General features: G+C 33.1%; 16 protein-coding genes. 6 read left to right on the forward strand and 10 right to left on the reverse strand.

Annotated features, from left to right (window positions below):
• Positions 1 to 224: 224 nt before the first annotated feature.
• The gene (locus FF52_RS10510; protein ID WP_008465270.1) at positions 225 to 1,517 is read left to right on the forward strand and encodes an aminopeptidase P family protein; all 1,293 of its coding nucleotides are present in this window, start codon (positions 225 to 227) and stop codon (positions 1,515 to 1,517) included.
• 55 nt (positions 1,518 to 1,572) lie between these two features.
• Here the strand turns inward: FF52_RS10510 and FF52_RS10515 are convergent, their stop codons facing one another.
• Positions 1,573 to 2,091, reverse strand: coding sequence for a ferritin (locus tag FF52_RS10515; protein ID WP_008465272.1), 519 nt, complete (start codon positions 2,089 to 2,091; stop codon positions 1,573 to 1,575).
• 89 nt (positions 2,092 to 2,180) lie between these two features.
• Positions 2,181 to 2,537, reverse strand: a complete 357-nt coding sequence (locus FF52_RS10520; RefSeq protein WP_008465274.1) for a hypothetical protein — start codon at positions 2,535 to 2,537, stop codon at positions 2,181 to 2,183.
• A 177-nt stretch (positions 2,538 to 2,714) separates the two neighbouring features.
• Between FF52_RS10520 and FF52_RS10525 the strand changes: the two genes are divergently transcribed.
• Complete coding sequence (locus FF52_RS10525; RefSeq protein WP_008465276.1) at positions 2,715 to 3,518, forward strand: TIGR00266 family protein; 804 nt, start codon at positions 2,715 to 2,717, stop codon at positions 3,516 to 3,518.
• Between the two features lie 165 nt (positions 3,519 to 3,683).
• Positions 3,684 to 4,460 carry an alpha/beta fold hydrolase gene (locus FF52_RS10530; protein WP_008465278.1) on the forward strand — a complete coding sequence of 259 codons (777 nt, stop codon included), beginning with the start codon at positions 3,684 to 3,686 and terminating at the stop codon, positions 4,458 to 4,460.
• A gap of 84 nt (positions 4,461 to 4,544) precedes the next feature.
• On the opposite strand, the gene FF52_RS10535 is transcribed toward FF52_RS10530, so the two are convergent.
• Positions 4,545 to 4,919 carry a hypothetical protein gene (locus FF52_RS10535; protein ID WP_008465280.1) on the reverse strand — a complete coding sequence of 125 codons (375 nt, stop codon included), beginning with the start codon at positions 4,917 to 4,919 and terminating at the stop codon, positions 4,545 to 4,547.
• A 25-nt stretch (positions 4,920 to 4,944) separates the two neighbouring features.
• Positions 4,945 to 5,265, reverse strand: a complete 321-nt coding sequence (locus FF52_RS10540; protein WP_008465282.1) for a hypothetical protein — start codon at positions 5,263 to 5,265, stop codon at positions 4,945 to 4,947.
• 289 nt (positions 5,266 to 5,554) lie between these two features.
• On the opposite strand from FF52_RS10540, the gene FF52_RS23640 reads away from it, so the two are divergent.
• Positions 5,555 to 5,698 carry a hypothetical protein gene (locus FF52_RS23640; protein WP_157498581.1) on the forward strand — a complete coding sequence of 48 codons (144 nt, stop codon included), beginning with the start codon at positions 5,555 to 5,557 and terminating at the stop codon, positions 5,696 to 5,698.
• A gap of 161 nt (positions 5,699 to 5,859) precedes the next feature.
• Here FF52_RS23640 and FF52_RS10545 read toward each other — a convergent pair whose 3' ends face one another.
• From FF52_RS10545 to FF52_RS10570, 6 genes are all read right to left on the reverse strand, one after another.
• Positions 5,860 to 8,622 (reverse strand): PD-(D/E)XK nuclease family protein, encoded by a 2,763-nt coding sequence (locus FF52_RS10545; protein ID WP_035691361.1) that lies wholly within the window; start codon positions 8,620 to 8,622, stop codon positions 5,860 to 5,862.
• 64 nt (positions 8,623 to 8,686) lie between these two features.
• Positions 8,687 to 10,150, reverse strand: coding sequence for an OmpA family protein (locus tag FF52_RS10550; protein WP_008465285.1), 1,464 nt, complete (start codon positions 10,148 to 10,150; stop codon positions 8,687 to 8,689).
• Positions 10,151 to 10,263: 113 nt separating this feature from the next.
• Positions 10,264 to 11,457 (reverse strand): glycine C-acetyltransferase, encoded by a 1,194-nt coding sequence (gene kbl, locus FF52_RS10555; protein WP_008465287.1) that lies wholly within the window; start codon positions 11,455 to 11,457, stop codon positions 10,264 to 10,266.
• A gap of 82 nt (positions 11,458 to 11,539) precedes the next feature.
• A complete protein-coding gene (locus FF52_RS10560) occupies positions 11,540 to 14,698 on the reverse strand; it encodes a UvrD-helicase domain-containing protein (RefSeq protein ID WP_008465289.1) in 3,159 nt (1,052 codons plus the stop codon).
• A gap of 142 nt (positions 14,699 to 14,840) precedes the next feature.
• Positions 14,841 to 15,437 carry a lipoprotein signal peptidase gene (locus tag FF52_RS10565; RefSeq protein WP_008465291.1) on the reverse strand — a complete coding sequence of 199 codons (597 nt, stop codon included), beginning with the start codon at positions 15,435 to 15,437 and terminating at the stop codon, positions 14,841 to 14,843.
• 119 nt (positions 15,438 to 15,556) lie between these two features.
• Positions 15,557 to 15,772, reverse strand: coding sequence for a hypothetical protein (locus FF52_RS10570; RefSeq protein WP_008465293.1), 216 nt, complete (start codon positions 15,770 to 15,772; stop codon positions 15,557 to 15,559).
• 181 nt (positions 15,773 to 15,953) lie between these two features.
• On the opposite strand from FF52_RS10570, the gene FF52_RS10575 reads away from it, so the two are divergent.
• Together FF52_RS10575 and FF52_RS10580 are read left to right on the forward strand one after the other, a co-directional pair.
• Positions 15,954 to 16,310, forward strand: coding sequence for a roadblock/LC7 domain-containing protein (locus tag FF52_RS10575; RefSeq protein ID WP_008465295.1), 357 nt, complete (start codon positions 15,954 to 15,956; stop codon positions 16,308 to 16,310).
• 36 nt (positions 16,311 to 16,346) lie between these two features.
• Positions 16,347 to 16,727, forward strand: coding sequence for a hypothetical protein (locus FF52_RS10580; protein ID WP_008465296.1), 381 nt, complete (start codon positions 16,347 to 16,349; stop codon positions 16,725 to 16,727).
• The last annotated feature ends 92 nt before the right edge of the window (positions 16,728 to 16,819 follow it).

The raw sequence follows: 16,819 nt of genomic DNA on the forward strand, positions 1-16,819 counted from the left end.
AAAATAGTTTTTTTACTAACAAGTTATTCACTTGCAAAAAAAACTTAATTTTCCTTCAAATGAGAATAGTTATGTATTAATCCTTTTTATGTGCCGTTAAAAAACTTCGTGCCTTAGCGCCTTCGCGGCAAAATCAACAAATAAGAAAACTTTAATAATCTGCTATACGCCACTAATTCAAAAATTAGTAATTTTGAAATTCGAAGTTCAAAAACGAAATAATTATGAAATATCATCAAATAAACAGCGCTCTTTTTGTAAAAAACCGCAGAAAGTTCATGGCTGAAATGAAACCTAATTCTGTTGCAGTATTCAACTCAAACGACATTTATCCAGTTAGCGCCGACAGTACTTTGCCGTTTGCACAACACAGAGATATTTTTTACCTGAGCGGTGTAGATCAGGAAGAAAGCGTCTTGCTTTTGTTTCCAGATGCGCCTTACGAGCACCAAAGAGAAATGCTTTTCTTGAGAGAAACTAACGAGCATATTGCTGTTTGGGAAGGCGAAAAATTGACAAAAGAACGTGCTTTTCAGGTTTCTGGAATTAGAACCGTTTATTGGTTGCAAGATTTTCATAAAATTTTGAACGAAATGATGACCTACGCCGATACGATGTACATCAATACAAACGAACATTACCGCGCTACAGTTGAAACTGAAACTCGCGAAGCTCGTTTTGTAAAATGGTGGAAAGAGCGTTATCCAGCTCACAATGTTGCAAAAAGCAACCCAATTTTACAAAGATTGCGTTCTGTGAAAGAAAGCGAAGAAATCGATTTGATTCAACACGCTTGCGATATTACCGAAAAAGGTTTCCGCAGATTATTAGGATTCGTAAAACCAAATGTTACCGAATATGAAATTGAAGCCGAATTAGCTCACGAATTCATTCGTAACCGTTCTAAAGGTTTTGCTTACACCCCAATTATCGCTTCTGGAAACAATGCAAATGTTTTACACTATATTGAAAACAATCAGCAATGTAAAGACGGAGATTTGATTTTGTTGGACGTTGCTGCAGAATATGCCAATTATTCAAGCGATATGACCAGAACAATTCCAGTTTCTGGACGTTTTACAGATCGTCAGAAAGCAGTTTATAATGCTGTTTTGAGAGTAAAAAACGAAGCTACAAAAATGCTTACACCAGGAACGCTTTGGAAACAATATCATGTTGAAGTAGGTAAAATTATGACTTCTGAATTACTTGGTTTAGGCTTAATTGACAAAGCCGATGTTCAGAACGAAAATCCAGAATGGCCAGCTTACAAAAAATATTTCATGCACGGAACTTCTCACCATTTGGGACTTGACACGCACGATTACGGATTGCTTCACGAACCAATGAAAGCAAATATGGTTTTCACGGTTGAACCAGGAATTTATATTCCAGCAGAAAAATTCGGAATCCGTTTAGAAGATAACGTTGTCGTTCAGGAAAAAGGAGAACCATTCAACTTAATGAGAAATATTCCTATTGAAGTTGACGAGATTGAAAGCCTGATGAATTCATAAATAAAAAAAGCCCTTAATAAATTTATTAAGGGCTTTTTAATTTTATAAACGTTTATTATCCGATTTTTGAAATCTGAAGATCCAATTGGAATTTTCCGTCAGCTTCATTTCCGTTAATTAGATCAAAAAGCTCTAAAGCTCTTCTCGCGTTTTTCTCTTCTTCTCTTTGCTCAGCTACATACCACATCATAAAATCTTCTGTAGCATAATCGTTTTCAGCTCTACATTTTGCTATCACTTTATTGATTGCCTGAGTAACTGCGATTTCGTTTTGCAAAGCAATTTCAAATACTTCTCTAAAAGAAGCAAATTCCTGCTGCACTTCTGGAACAGATGGCGTAATGGCAATCCCTCCCATATCTGTAATATATTTGAAAATTTTCAGAAAGTGTTCTCTTTCTTCTTCGGCTTGTTTGTATAAATACGATGCTGTATTGGCAAAACCATTTCTATCCAACCATGCAGCCATAGCTAGATATTTGTTAGAAGCGTCACTTTCTATTTTTGCCTGTAAATTCAATATATTTTCTACACCTTCAACTAATGAAGTACGTGTTCTTAGTAAATCTTTCATAACCTTAAATTTTTATACGTGTAAATTTACAAAAATTAAAGGAGGCAATTGTAACTGCTTGAAAATTTGGATTTAATCTAAGTAAGAATCTAAATAAGTTCAACATTTGCTACGCTACAAAGCATAGAATGTAATGTGAGAGTAAATTTAGTTCCGTTTAACAAATCTCTTAATTGCACTATTTCGCAAATGGTAAGGTTTCTGGAAAAGTTTCTTTTGGTAGTTTCAATTAGCTGAGCATCCGACTGATCAGATAAGTCATAAAGCATATTAAGAATATCAACACTATTGACCTTTCTTTGAAAAATCAAAAAATCATGGATTTTATAACTTGACACGGTATCAATAAAATTGATAATTATACTATTGGTCAAATCACATTGATAACTATATCCTTTTTCGGTTTCAAATAATACTTTGGTGGTCAAATCACTAACTAATGCCATTCTGATAAATATAATAACGATGCAAAAATATAGAATTTCAAGCAATTAAACGCATAATTAAGACTAATTTAAAATAACAAATTGTTTTATGTTTTTAAAAACCACCTTACTACATAAAAAAATGTAACATTCTAGAGCATCATTCGACTAATTTCAAAAACAAATCACTTAGAAATTATGCAAGCACACGAAATAGATTACCAGATTTTTGGGGAAGAAATGCAATATGTGGAAATAGAATTAGATCCGCAGGAAATTGTAATTGCCGAAGCAGGCAGCTTTATGATGATGGAAAACAATATCCAAATGGAAACTATATTTGGAGACGGCTCCCAACAGCAAGGTTCAGGTTTGTTTGGCAAACTTTTAAGTGCTGGCAAAAGAGTTCTTACTGGCGAAAGTTTGTTTATGACAGCATTTTTAAATCAAGGCCACACTAAAAGTAAAGTATCATTTGCATCTCCATATCCTGGAAAAATTCTTCCAATTGATTTAACTGAATTTCAAGGTAAATTTATTTGCCAAAAAAGTTCTTTTTTATGCGCCGCCAAAGGTGTTTCTGTCGGAATTGAATTTTCGCAAAAACTAGGACGCGGCTTATTTGGCGGTGAAGGTTTTATCATGCAAAAAATAGAAGGCGACGGTATGGCATTTGTTCATTCTGGAGGAACAATGGCCAAAAAAGAACTGGCTCACGGCGAAGTTCTAAAAGTAGATACAGGATGCATTATTGGTTTTACCAAAGATGTAGATTATGATATTGAATTTATTGGCGGAATCAAGAATTCTATTTTTGGTGGTGAAGGATTATTCTATGCTACTTTAAAAGGTCCAGGAACAGTTTACATTCAGTCGTTGCCCTTCTCAAGATTGGCTGACCGAATTATTGCTTCGGCTCCTAGATCTGGCGGAAACAGTCGTGATGAAGGAAGTCTTCTTGGCGGACTTGGAAATCTTTTGGATGGTGATAACCGATTTTAATTAGATGGCTTTCAGAAATGGAAGCCATTTTTTATTAGTTCACAAACAGTACTTTATCATAAATAAATTTATTGCTGTTTTAAAGATTTCCCAATTAAATCAAGACATTTCGGTATTTTGTTTTGGCTTTCTTAACTTTGTGCTTCACAATAAAAAAACTTCATTTTGAAAACGCTTTTATATAAAAATACTACGATTTCCTACTCAGATTCAGGAAAAGGAAATGCAATTGTTTTACTGCACGGCTTTTTGGAGAACAAAAAAATGTGGAAAGAATATGTTGACTTTTTCTCAGAAAAATATCGTGTCATAACAATAGATTTATTAGGTCATGGCGAATCTGAACCGCTAGGTTATGTTCACGAAATGGAAGATAATGCCAATGTGGTAAATGAAGTTTTAAAAAACATAAAAATCGAAAAAGCTATAATTGTTGGACATTCAATGGGTGGTTATGTTGCTTTGGCTTTCGCCGAATTGTATCCAGATAAAATCCAGAAATTGGTTTTATTAAATTCAACTTCTAAAGAAGACAGCGAAGAGAGAAAGCTAAATAGAACTCGAGCAATAAAAGCCGTAAAACAAAATTATGCAAGTTTTGTAAGCTTAGCAATTGCAAATTTATTTAGCGAAAATAACAGAACACGATTGGCCGAAGAAATTGAAAAAGTAAAAACAGAAGCTTTAAAAACACCTTTACAAGGAATTATAGCTTCTCAGGAAGGTATGAAAATCAGAAAAGACAGAGAATGGATTTTAAAAGAGAATCGTTTTCCAGTTTTATTGATTTTAGGAAAAAAAGATCCTGTTTTAAATTACGAAGAGAATCTTTCTCAAATTGAAGATACAACTGCAGAATTAGCCTCTTTTGAAGATGGACACATGAGTCAAATAGAAAACAAAGAAGAGCTGAAAATTGCTTTGTCACATTTCTTTGAATAGAAGACTAAGCATTAAAGTCGAAAAAGGCCATTTCTAACCGAGGGTTGAAACAGCCTTTTTCTCATTCTTGGGGGCAAAATATCTTTATAACTTTGAAGTAATATCTTTTTTGTATTTAGATAAAGTCGCTCTTGTTAAACCAAGATTTGCTTTAGTAGAATCTACTGCTAAATAGATAAAATATCTTCCATCATCAGAAACATCAATAATATGAATCTGATCTGTAAGGGTAATTAAAATATCATTAATTTTTTGACTTAATCCTAAAGCTTTAAGTGCATTTAATTTAGCTTTTACAACTTCTAAGTTATAAGCCGAAGCTAATTCTGGATCGAAATCTGGTTTTACTGTTAACGAACAATAAGACATACCTGTTTCTACTTCTGTAACCGAAACAGCTATAAATCCGTTAATATTTTCTTTTAAATCGTTTTGAAAGTTTTGTAAAAAATCTGACATGTTTATTAAAATATTTGGTTTTAAATTAGTTGTTAAAAATAGAATCCATTCTTCTTAGCAATAGTCCCATTTTACTTAAATCTTTAGAAAGCAATGCAATACAATTATCATCCTGATTTTTGCTTGCTACAACAATTCCGTCGTTATTCTTGATCATAACCTGTTTAAGATCTCCATTGTTAACGTCCTCCGACATTTCAAGACACATCTTTAAAATCATTCCGATCATTGCAGCAACGTTACCGTCGTATTCTAAATTAACAGACTCATTTAAAATTCCATCAATATTAAAACTTAGTCCAGATTCTGCACCAGTCTCTTCTACTAGTGTTTGTAAATCAATCATATTTTTTTATTGTCATGTTTTTGGAAGCGTCAAAGATATTTTAATATTGGCAATTGTCCGATAAACACTTGTTAAAAAAAGATGCAGTATAACGTATTGAGTCACTTTTATTTATCACTTAATTATTCCTATTTTTTTTCAGAAAAAATGCAAAAAAAATTAACATAAAAAGTAAATAACATCAAAAACATAACATTTTACTCTATAAAACTTATTTATAAAATTAACATTTGCACTTTATTGCATTTCGCAGAAGTTTTTCTATAGCTTTGCAAAAAAATTTTATAAAATGAAAACTGTTGACGAATTACGCTTTGACTTAAATGTAAAACTGGAAAGATTTAGAAGGTTTCGTATTGAAAACGGACATATTAATACTACACCTTCTGAAGAAAAATCTAAAAAAGGTTTTTTCAAAAAAATATTCAGCTAAAAGCATCTATAAAATTGCCGAACTTCTAAGATGTATTTCTTAAAAAGTTCGGCTTTCTTATTGATTATCAAATCAAATTTTGTTTAGCCATAAATAAACAACATTCCTTCTAACGAATAATTTATTTAGAATGAGCTATTAAGATATAAACATTTGCCATACTAAATCTTCTCTTCAAAAGGAATATGTACGTCAAAAATCTCTGCTAGCAAATTAGCAATTTCTTCTAAGTACGAATTCAATATCTGTGAAGTAATTAAAACATTTAAATCTTTTTCTTCTTTAAACCCAAACGGCAAAAATCCAGATTTTAAATTTTTGAATGAAATAATTCCAACTTCTATTGGAAGATCTCCCGCCTCTTTCTCATACATGAAAGCATAAGCTAAAACCTGAATGATTTTATCATTTTTAAGCTCTTGTGTCAATCCTTCCCAAGTTTTGAGGACTACATTAGACTTTTCTACTTTTCCTGTCTTATAATCGATAATTCTAATTTTTCCATCTCGGCGTTCAATACGATCGACATTTCCTTTAATCAAAACAGGAAACGGCAGTTTTGGATGAACAAACTGACGCTCAAAAGTCTGCTCTAAAGCAATAATCTGAATCGCTTCATTATTTTTAACTGATTCTAATTCCATTTTCAGGAAATTGGAAACATTTCGTTTTGCCACTTCAAAAGCCAAAAGGTTTCTTCCTTTCTTGATTTCGCCTTCTTTGTAAACCAATTTAAATTGCTTAAGGACTTCATCATCCAATAATTTGAAACAATTGAGAAGGTCATTCTCAGAAATAAATTTCCCAATAAATGGTTCATAAAGCGCTTTCAATGTTTCATGAATAATCGTTCCTAAAGTATTCAGAGCTATATTTTCTTCAACCTCTTCTACTTCGCGAATTCTTAATATTTTTTGAAAATAAAACTCAATTGGATTTCGGATGTAACTTGTCAATGCAGAAGGAGAAAAGCCGTTAACAGCAATTTCCTTCAACCTCTCCATTACCAATTCAGATTTAGGGACAGAAATCGGTTCGTAAGCTGTATTTGGCAAATCTGGATTATAAATATCAAAAGTGATATTATGCTTTGATTTTTTTTCAACTTCCAATTGCGTAATAAAGCGGCTTCTTTCACCAGCGTCTAATCCGTCGTTTTCTGTATTATAAATCAAATAAATATTTTTTGCCCTTTGCAACAAATGATAGAAGTGATAGGTATAAATCGCGTCTTTTTCTTTGAATGTTGGCAGCCCTAACTCTCTTTTGACATCATATGGAATAAATGAATTTTGAGATTTTCCAGCAGGAAATTTTCCCTCATTCATAGAAGTTATGATTACGGTCTCGAAATCTAAGACACGGCTCTCTAAAACTCCCATAATCTGCAGGCCACGTAACGGTTCTCCTTCAAAAGACACTTCTGCCAGATCTATAATTTGTTTGTAAATAGAATGAAGAGTATCTATATTATCAATATGATGGTGTTTCGAATAATAATTTATAAGTTTATTAATCACTTTAAAAACACCGTAAACAAATGCTTTTGCAATTTTTTCTTCTTCATTATCATTACTAAAATGATCTTTAATTGCAATTAATAAAGCTGAAATATTCTTTAGAACAGCTACAGAACCATTTTCCCATTTTTCAAACAAATAATTAAAGAAAATTGATGGTTCAGGATGAAGCTCTAAAATTTTATGATGAGTTATAAAAGTATAGTTATTCTCTTTAATAATTCTTACCAACCTTTGTGCATTAGCATACGGTTCAACCAAAGGATGGGTTAAAATATCGAGCACATCTTTGTAATAAAAAACATAGCTCCCGCCTTTTCGAGAAAGCGCATTGGTATGCATTTTAAATAATTTAGCGACAAAAATCTGGGATGGATTATTCTTTCCTGAATATCCCATTGTAATATTTAATGCGCCAACAGATGCTGGAAGAGAATACAAAACGGGAACCAATAAATTTTCTTCACCAAGCACAACTGCAACTTTATCTAAAGAAGCATCAGGATTTTGATCGATTAAATTCTCAATAATGCTACCCGCTAATTTTGCTTGGCCAATTGTTTTTGGAGTTCCTATAATCTGAATGTTTTTTGACTGCGAAAAATCATCCACAATCCATTCAAAAACATTTGATTTATAATGTTTCCAGCTTTCTTTAAATCGTCTTAAAAAGAGGCCAGCATCATGGTATGGATCATTTAGAAAAGCTTGATCTGCATCCCAATAAATTTTTGCTTGGTCTAATGCTAATAAATGCTGTACGATCTTTTCTTCGGCAGCATTCAAAGCATTGAATCCCGCAAAAATAAAAGTCCGATTTCCAATAGTATTAGAAAAATGATTTAGATTATTTACAGCTTCTCTATAAATCAAACCTTGGTATCCAATTGATTTAAACAGCAAATGGTTATATAATGATTCGTAATAAACGGGAAGCAATTTCCAGAAATCAATATAATTTTCTAAAAGTTTTGTTTTTTGATCAACTTCAAGCCCCCATCTCTTTATATCTTCAATATCTTTTAGATAAGACAATACATGCGAAGGTTCTAAAAGATATCTATCAATTTCATTAAAGTCTTGCAAAAGTGTTTTGGCCCAATTTGCAAATAACTCAAACGATTGCTGATGTTTCTTTTCTGTAATTGACAAATAAACTTCATAAAATTCAAATAAAAGCTCAATCGAATCTACAGAACGAATTGACGCAACATCCTGAACAAAATCTTCTATACTAGTAATCTGCGGTGCAATTATAGTCTTAGACGTTTCATTTTTAAGCGCTTCAATCAAGAAAACCTTTGCTCTTTTATTTGGAAGAATTATTGTTATCTCAGAAAGTTTCCCAACATAATCGTGAATTACAACAGATGCAATTTTTTGAAGAAAAGAATCATTTATCATAGTATAAAAATAAAAAAAGCCATTCAATTAAGAATGGCTTTTCATGTTTATTTAGAAACTAAAATTATAGTTTACCTTGGTATTTAGAACCAACGTGTCTAATTTCAGTTCTTCTGTTTTGTGCTTTACCTGCAGCAGTTTTGTTACTTGCAACTGGTTGGCTAGAACCAAATCCTTTAGACTCTAAGTTTTCTGGATTAACACCTCTTTGGATTAAAGCGTCCATTACAGCTTTAGCTCTGTCCTCAGAAAGTTTTTGGTTAACTTTAGCAGAACCTGTACTATCTGTGTGTCCTTCGATAGAGAATTTCGCGTTTGGATAGTTTTTAAGGATTTCTTTAATAGCATCTAATCTAGCTTGAGTTTCTTTATCTCCAGTTTTGAAAGTAGCTTTTCCTGAGTTGAAGTATACCGCTCTAGCTTGAACTTTAAGATCTTCTAACGCCTCAGAAGTTACTTCTGGACATCCTCTGTTACTAGCAGGACCTGCAACTGTAGGACAGTCATCGTCTTTATCAGCAACACCATCTTTATCAGCATCTAAGAATGGGCAACCACCGTTTTCTTTAGGACCAGCAACTGTAGGACATTTATCGTCTTTATCAGCGATTCCGTCACCGTCAGTATCAGGACAACCTTTTAAAGCAGCTAAACCAGCAACATCTGGACAAGCGTCATCTTTATCAGCGATTCCGTCACCGTCAGTGTCAGGACATCCGTTTAATGCAGCTAAACCAAATACATCTGGACAAGCGTCAGAAGCATCAACGATTCCGTCACCGTCAGTATCAGGACATCCGTTGAATTGTTTTAAACCTGCAACATCTGGACAAGCATCATCTTTGTCATAGATTCCGTCTCCGTCAGTATCTTTACCTCCGAATTTGAAAACTAAACCTGCAGTGTGTTGGAAGTGAGATGGAGCATCTGGAACACCAGCTGCATCTTGTCTATCACCACTTACAGCCCATTTGTATCTTGTAGCAAGCTCAAGACCAATAGCATCAGTAAACCAGAAAGTTAAACCAGCACCTGGGTTAACAGTTCCGTAGCTGCTATCTCCGAAGAAAGTATAACCACCACCAACAGATAACGAAGGATCAATCACTTTAGATTTGATCAATTCTTGGAAGCTGTATTTAATAGTAGCATCAATTCCGTAGTACATTAAGTCACCAGGATTAGTTACAACATTACCTCTTCCATCATGTCCTGGAGCTGTTGGAGCGAAAGTAACATATTTATCAATTTTGTTTACAGATCCTTGTAAACCAACTGAGAAACCGCTACCAACATATCTAGACACACCAATGTAAGATAAAGAAGGAAGAATATTCCAGTTGTCTTTTACAGCGAAAGGCTGAGAGAAGTGTTGATCAAAAAACCCATGACCAGCTCCTGAACTTGTTCTAGTATCCACAGCATTAACCCCGAAAGAGATCGCCCATGGATTGTTACTGTCTTGCGCGTGAGAACTTAAACCCATCGCCATCAATACAGCAACTAAAAGTTTGTTAAGATGTTTCATACTTAATTTTTTTAATTACAATTTAGTTAATTACAAGCAAAAGTAACACCAAATTTTTTAAATACAAAATGAAATGTTAAAAAAAACCTACAAAAATTTAACCAAAGTGGTAATTATATAACTTTTAACATTTTACCGACAACTGTAAAGGCATTTATAGCTTTATCCAAGTGTTCTTTTTCATGCGCTGCAGACAATTGAACACGTATTCTCGCCTTATCTTTTGGAACTACAGGAAAGAAAAATCCAATAACGTAAATACCTTGTTTCAAAAGTTCGTTTGCCATTGTCTGAGATAATTTTGCATCATATAACATAACAGGAACAATTGCAGAATCTCCATCAATAATATCGAAACCTGCCTTTTTCATTCCCTCTTTAAAATAATTAGTATTCCATTCCAGTTTGTCACGAAGCGCTGTATCTTTCTCTAATAATTCAAACACTTTAATTGAAGCTCCAACAATTGCAGGTGCCAATGAATTTGAAAACAAGTAAGGTCTAGATCTCTGACGCAATAATTCTATAATTTCTTTTTTGGCAGTAGTATAACCTCCCATAGCTCCTCCTAAAGCTTTTCCAAGAGTCCCTGTAATAATATCAACTCTTCCCATTACTCCTTTTGCTTCAAGCGTTCCTTTTCCTGTCGCCCCTATAAAGCCAGCGGCATGACATTCGTCAACCATTACCATAGCGTCATATTTATCAGCTAAGTCGCAAATTTTATCCAATGGCGCCACTAATCCATCCATAGAAAAAACCCCGTCAGTTACAATTAGCTTGAAACGTGCTCCTGCTTCATTTGCTTTGATTAGCTGCTGCTCTAAATCATCCATATTATTATTTTCATAACGATAACGAGCCGCTTTACACAAGCGAACCCCGTCAATAATGGAAGCGTGATTTAAACTGTCTGAAATAATGGCATCGCCCTCTCCCAATAAAGGCTCAAACACACCACCATTAGCATCAAAAGCAGCCGCATATAATATAGTATCTTCTGTACCATAAAAATCAGCGATCTTTTTTTCTAATGTTTTATGAATATCCTGTGTTCCGCAAATGAAACGCACAGAAGACATTCCGAAACCGTGGGTATCCATTGCATCTTTAGCCGCTTGCACTACTTCTGGATGAGAAGAAAGTCCTAAATAATTATTCGCACAAAAATTCAATACTGTTTCTCCAGTCGAAATTGTGATCTCAGCACCTTGTGGAGAAGTAATAATTCTCTCCTTTTTGAAAATTCCATTTTCCTCAATTGTCTGCAACTCTTTTTGCAAATGCTCTTTTATTTTACCGTACATTTTTTATTTATTTAAAACGTTAAAAATTAACAACTTAACCAAAATAAAGCTTCGTTTTTTCTTTAACATCTGATTAATTTTTTCACAAATTTACTACCTCAATTTCTGCTCCAATATATACTAGAGCTTTTTTTAACACTGTGTATCCTAAATCTTCAATTGCGTCTTGATATTCCTTAATTTGCTGCTGATATTTAGCATTGGACGCCCCAGTTTTATAATCCAGCAAATAAGCCTCTTTGTTTTCCAAAAATACAATTCGATCAGGCTTTAAAATCCTTCCTTCTTTCTGAACAATTGTTTGCTCATTTAGTACAGTATGACTTCCATCAAAACATACATTTAGCTCTGGATGATTTACAATTTCTTTCAAAGTCTGCAGCACCTGATCAACTTGGTCATAAGTTATCAAACCATTTTCAAGGGATTTTGTAACTGCTAAATCAATATCAGATTTATCTTTAACAAAAGCCAAAATCTCATGCACAATGTTTCCATAGGAAATCGCTTCTTGTTGATGCGTACCCCACATTAGAGCTTCCCGTTGGGCAATTTTGATATTTTTTGGATTTAAAACATCTCTCACAATCGGAATGGATTTAACCGTATCAACCGTTGAAGAGGTTTTTGACAACCTTACTTTATTTCCAAATTCGTAACTCATTTTTTCTTCATCATAAACTCCTGCATGAATCAAAAATTTAATAAAAAAAGAAGCCATATTATTGGGATATTCACCATCACTTTTAGCTTTTAGCGATTGCGAAATCACATACAATTGTTCTTCTGCACGAGTTAAAGCAACATAGAGCACATTTATATTATCCAAAAGCTCTTCTTGCTTTTTTAAATTAAAAACTGCCGAAGCACTTTCTCCAAAACTTTCAACCGCACTGCTATTATCAACCAATGCTTTTGGAACCCCTAGATCTATTTCCTCTGTATCGAGCCACAATTTATCTTTTGGTTTTCGATTATAATCTTCATCTGCAAAAGGCATGATTACAACCGGAAATTCTAATCCTTTTGATTTATGGATGGTCATAATTCGAACTGCATTATTCCCTTCCGGCGACGGAATGCTAAACTTATGCGAATTTTTATCCCAGAAAACTAAAAAGTCTGCTACTCCGGCTTGGTTTCTAATATCTCTTTCCAAAACAATATCCAGAAAAAACTGCACATAAGCATTTCCTTCTGATGGAAGAATAAATTTAGAAATGATAATTTCTACCGCTTCATACAATGATTTTTTTCGAACGTCTTCAAAAGAAAAAGAAACATCAAACGCCAAAAGCCATTCTTCAAATTCTTTTTCAAATCTATAACTCATTCCCATCGCAATAAAATCATGAACAGGCATAAGCAAATCTGTAGTTGAAGCCAAAAAATGTAGAAAGTTAGCTTTTGATTCTAAATCCGAACTATTATTTAAATATCTAAGAAGATGAATTATCAAACGAACTTCTGAAGCATTCTGAATCATCAAAGTTTCTGAAGACAAAAGAGGAACTCCCTGTTCTGTCAAATAGTTAGCAATTGCAATTCCTTGATCTCTTTTTCTGGTCAGAATTACAATATCTTTATATTCAAAACCTTGCTTAACTACTTCTTTGATTGTATTTAAAGTGGCTAAAACATACAAATCTGATTTTTCAACCACATCTTCTTCATCAGCAAAATCATTTTTATCAATAATTGGAAGAAACGATATGTTTACATAACCGCCTTTTTTCGAATTGGTGTTTTGGAAACTATGATTCTCATAAAGATTTTTATAATCTTCATTTGAAAATTCGCTAGAAATCAATTTAAAAAAAGCATTATTAAATTCAATGACCTCACTATAGCTTCTATAATTTGTATCCAAGTGCTTAACTTGTTTTTCATGATGAAAAAAAGCAACATCTTCTTTACTCAACTCAATAAACTGCTCTGCTTTTCCTCCGCGCCAGCGATAAATAGATTGTTTCGGATCTCCAACAATCATAAGAGTCCCTTTATTTCCTAAATCATCCAAACCAGAAAGTGAATTATCTATCAGTGGAATTAAATTCTGCCATTGCATTTCTGATGTATCTTGAAATTCATCAATAAAGAAATTGCGGTAACGCTCACCCAAACGCTCGTAAATAAAAGGCGCGGGCTGATTCTGAATTTCACGATGAATAATCGCATTGAATTCTGAAATCGACAAGATATTTTGTTCTGACTGAATTTTTGCAAGTTCATTACTTACAGTATTTAGTAGAGAAAGTGGGGTAATATTTTTTAGAAAGGCTTTAAAAAAATCTCTTTTTTCGAAATTCTGATAAACTTCTTTCAATATTTGAAGTAATTCAGGAATAATATTTTCAATTAACGCTCGGTCTTTTGCCGTTTTGTTAATGGCAATATCATCAAACTCATGAAAAGTTTTATTTTTCGGATTAAACTTTCCTTCCTTAATACTTTGCAAATGGTTTGGAAAAGTTCCTCTTGAAAATGATTTCGGATCAATTCCGTTTTTATCAATCAATTCAATCGCTTTAATAGCAAGACCTTCATTGATTTCTTCCAACCCTTTGCAAAGCCCTTGCATTTTCTTTTTAATCTCGACAAACTCCCCGATTGTTTTGTTTTGAAAATGCAGAATCTCATTTCGATTATTTTCGTTTAAAACCAATCTTCCCGTGTCGAGAATTTCACGCGAGATATCCCAGCTTTTGTCATCATCGGTTTTTTCCATTGTAAAATCGATGAGCAATTTGGTCAAGGTTTCGTCTTCACCCGCTTGCGCAATAATGGCATCAACAGCTTCAACCAATAAATTTTCTGTATCCAAAGTGACTTCAAAAGTCATCGGAAGATTCAGGTCGTGCGCAAAAGCACGGATAACTTTATGGGTAAATTTATCAATGGTAGAAATATCAAAAGCAGCATAATTGTGAATCAAGTGCTTAATGATTTGCTGCGATTTGGTTTTAATCTTAATGATTGAAAGACCAGTATCACGCGACAAATCTTCCATTAGATCGGCCGCTTTTGGAGACGGATCATCTTTTGCGAATTCAGATAGATTTCCAACAATACGGCTTTTCATTTCATGAACCGCTTTGTTGGTAAAAGTAATGGCTAAGATATTTCTATATGCATCGTTTTTTGGAGAAGAAAGAATAATTTTCAAATATTCTTTTACCAAAGTGTATGTCTTTCCTGATCCCGCAGAAGCATCATAAATGGAAAAAGACGGACTTTGCATAGTTTTATTTTTTTGTATTGTAAAAATAATACAAAATATTCAACCCTCAATAATGAAAAATTCCAAATTCCAATATCTTTTTGTTGCGAATACTATAAATATTGGGATTTGGAATTTTGAAATTTTGGAATTTTTAAATTTATTAGTGTTTTGGAAAAGCTCTTCTATTGAAAACCAAAAGTATTCCTACACCTGTAGAAATTGCAATATCGGCTACATTAAAAATAGCATTAAAGAAGGCAAAATGTTTTCCGCCAAATATTGGAAGCCATTCCGGAAGATTCCCTTCCCAGATAGGAAAATAGAACATATCTACAACTAATCCATGAAACCAAGTTCCGTATGGAGCTGGAGAAAAAATTGTCGCAAGATTATGGGTACTGTCATCAAAAATAACTCCGTAAAAAACAGAATCGATAATATTTCCTGCCGCTCCCGCGAAGATTAATGCAATAGCAACTATTAAATAAGTGGAATGGCGTTTTTTTATCGAATCAGAAAGCCACCAGCCAATTCCGAAAACAGCAAAAATCCTGAATACAGTTAGAATTAACTTTCCATACTCACCTGGTATTTTTGTTCCCCAGGCCATTCCTTCATTTTCAATAAAATGGATTCTAAACCAGTCGGCAATCACAACCTCTTCGCCAAGAACGAAATTTGTTTTGACATAAATTTTAGAAAGCTGATCAACAATTAAAACTAGGAATATAAGGAAATACGCTTTTCGTAATGACATTTTATGATTTTTTGATGGGCAAAAATAACAATTAAATCAAAAAAAACGCTCCTAATGGAGCGTTAATTCTTTCGCAACAAACTAAACAAGTTTATATGCTAATCTAAACCTGATAAAGTTTACTTTTTCAAAGTAGCTTTTGCTGGCGTTTTTGGACTGTCGGAGAAAAAATCTGAAATGGATTTGAAGATTCCTTTGCTTTCTTTTCCGGCAGCCAACTTCTTAGCTTCACCCTTTTTTACATCTGCTTTAAATTTAACACGCAGTTTTTCAAATTCTTTCATTCTGCGCTCTACATCAGAGTTTACTTCTTTGAATTTCAATACTTTAGCCATAATGTAAGTTTTTCGTAGTAAATAATTTAAATTATTACTGATTTGGTATTACAATGATACATAATTTAATTTATATTTGTTAATAAAAATTAACACTTGTTTATCAAAACATGCAATTAATTTTATAAATCAAATACCAAATGAACTGAATTTAACATTCTTCCCAAAATCCTACAAAATCATGAATGAAATCACAACTACTCTAAACGACTTTCTTGTCAACACCAAATCTACTGCAGCATTAATTTTAAACGGAAAAGGAAAACTTATCACTTCCTTAAATCTTGATTATGGCGATAGCATTGCCGCAATGAGCGCTGCCATTTTATCTATGAGCGAAAAGTTTTTAATAGATTTAGAAAAAGGCTCTTTAAAACAATTATATCTAAAAAGTGCTGAAGGTGTTATTGTTGGAAATAAAATAAGCGGCTCTAACTTTATTGTAGCTTTTTCTAAAGAAGGAAGCAATTTAGCTCTATTAATGCGCTCTACAGAAGAAGTTTCTGCAGAATTAAGCAAAAATTCCCTATTGAAATAACCATAAATTCTATTAACAAATTAACCCTAATTAACTATGAACAATGATTTTTTAAACGTATTTTTAAGCGAAATGAAAAGCAACGTAAACGGCTTTATCGCTGTAGCAGTAACAGAAATTGAATCTGGATTAAGCTTTGGAAATTTAACAATCGACCCTAGTTTTGATCCGGAACTTGCAGCAGCTTATAACCTTGAAGTTGTAAAAGCAAAACTGAATGCAGTAAAAGCCTTAGGCTTAAACCAAGATATTGAAGACATTTTGATTACATTATCTAATCAAATTCATATTATCGATATTTCTCCGAACAAAAAATTCATGATCTATCTTGCAGCTGATGCTTCAAAAGCAAATTTAGGTATGACTAGAGCTATTTTAAGAAAGCATAAAGCTGATGTTGAAAAAAATCTGGCATAACAATTTTACTTTAAAAAAAACGCCTCTAACCAAGGCGTTTTTTTTTGGATCCCTTTCTAAAAAATCTTAAGTAGTTTTACCTATTTTATTCT

Origin of the sequence: Flavobacterium sp. F52, assembly GCF_000278705.1 — a bacterium.
Taxonomy (GTDB): domain Bacteria; phylum Bacteroidota; class Bacteroidia; order Flavobacteriales; family Flavobacteriaceae; genus Flavobacterium; species Flavobacterium anhuiense.

Bases quoted from the DNA above. Each gene is read 5' to 3' on its own strand.
- FF52_RS10510 (WP_008465270.1), top strand. From the start codon at position 225: ATGAAATATCATCAAATAAACAGCGCTCTTTTTGTAAAAAACCGCAGA.
- FF52_RS10515 (WP_008465272.1), bottom strand. From the start codon at position 2,091: ATGAAAGATTTACTAAGAACACGTACTTCATTAGTTGAAGGTGTAGAA.
- FF52_RS10520 (WP_008465274.1), bottom strand. From the start codon at position 2,537: ATGGCATTAGTTAGTGATTTGACCACCAAAGTATTATTTGAAACCGAA.
- FF52_RS10525 (WP_008465276.1), top strand. From the start codon at position 2,715: ATGCAAGCACACGAAATAGATTACCAGATTTTTGGGGAAGAAATGCAA.
- FF52_RS10535 (WP_008465280.1), bottom strand. From the start codon at position 4,919: ATGTCAGATTTTTTACAAAACTTTCAAAACGATTTAAAAGAAAATATT.
- FF52_RS10540 (WP_008465282.1), bottom strand. From the start codon at position 5,265: ATGATTGATTTACAAACACTAGTAGAAGAGACTGGTGCAGAATCTGGA.
- FF52_RS23640 (WP_157498581.1), top strand. From the start codon at position 5,555: ATGAAAACTGTTGACGAATTACGCTTTGACTTAAATGTAAAACTGGAA.
- FF52_RS10545 (WP_035691361.1), bottom strand. From the start codon at position 8,622: ATGATAAATGATTCTTTTCTTCAAAAAATTGCATCTGTTGTAATTCAC.
- FF52_RS10550 (WP_008465285.1), bottom strand. From the start codon at position 10,150: ATGAAACATCTTAACAAACTTTTAGTTGCTGTATTGATGGCGATGGGT.
- kbl (WP_008465287.1), bottom strand. From the start codon at position 11,457: ATGTACGGTAAAATAAAAGAGCATTTGCAAAAAGAGTTGCAGACAATT.
- FF52_RS10560 (WP_008465289.1), bottom strand. From the start codon at position 14,698: ATGCAAAGTCCGTCTTTTTCCATTTATGATGCTTCTGCGGGATCAGGA.
- FF52_RS10565 (WP_008465291.1), bottom strand. From the start codon at position 15,437: ATGTCATTACGAAAAGCGTATTTCCTTATATTCCTAGTTTTAATTGTT.
- FF52_RS10570 (WP_008465293.1), bottom strand. From the start codon at position 15,772: ATGGCTAAAGTATTGAAATTCAAAGAAGTAAACTCTGATGTAGAGCGC.
- FF52_RS10575 (WP_008465295.1), top strand. From the start codon at position 15,954: ATGAATGAAATCACAACTACTCTAAACGACTTTCTTGTCAACACCAAA.
- FF52_RS10580 (WP_008465296.1), top strand. From the start codon at position 16,347: ATGAACAATGATTTTTTAAACGTATTTTTAAGCGAAATGAAAAGCAAC.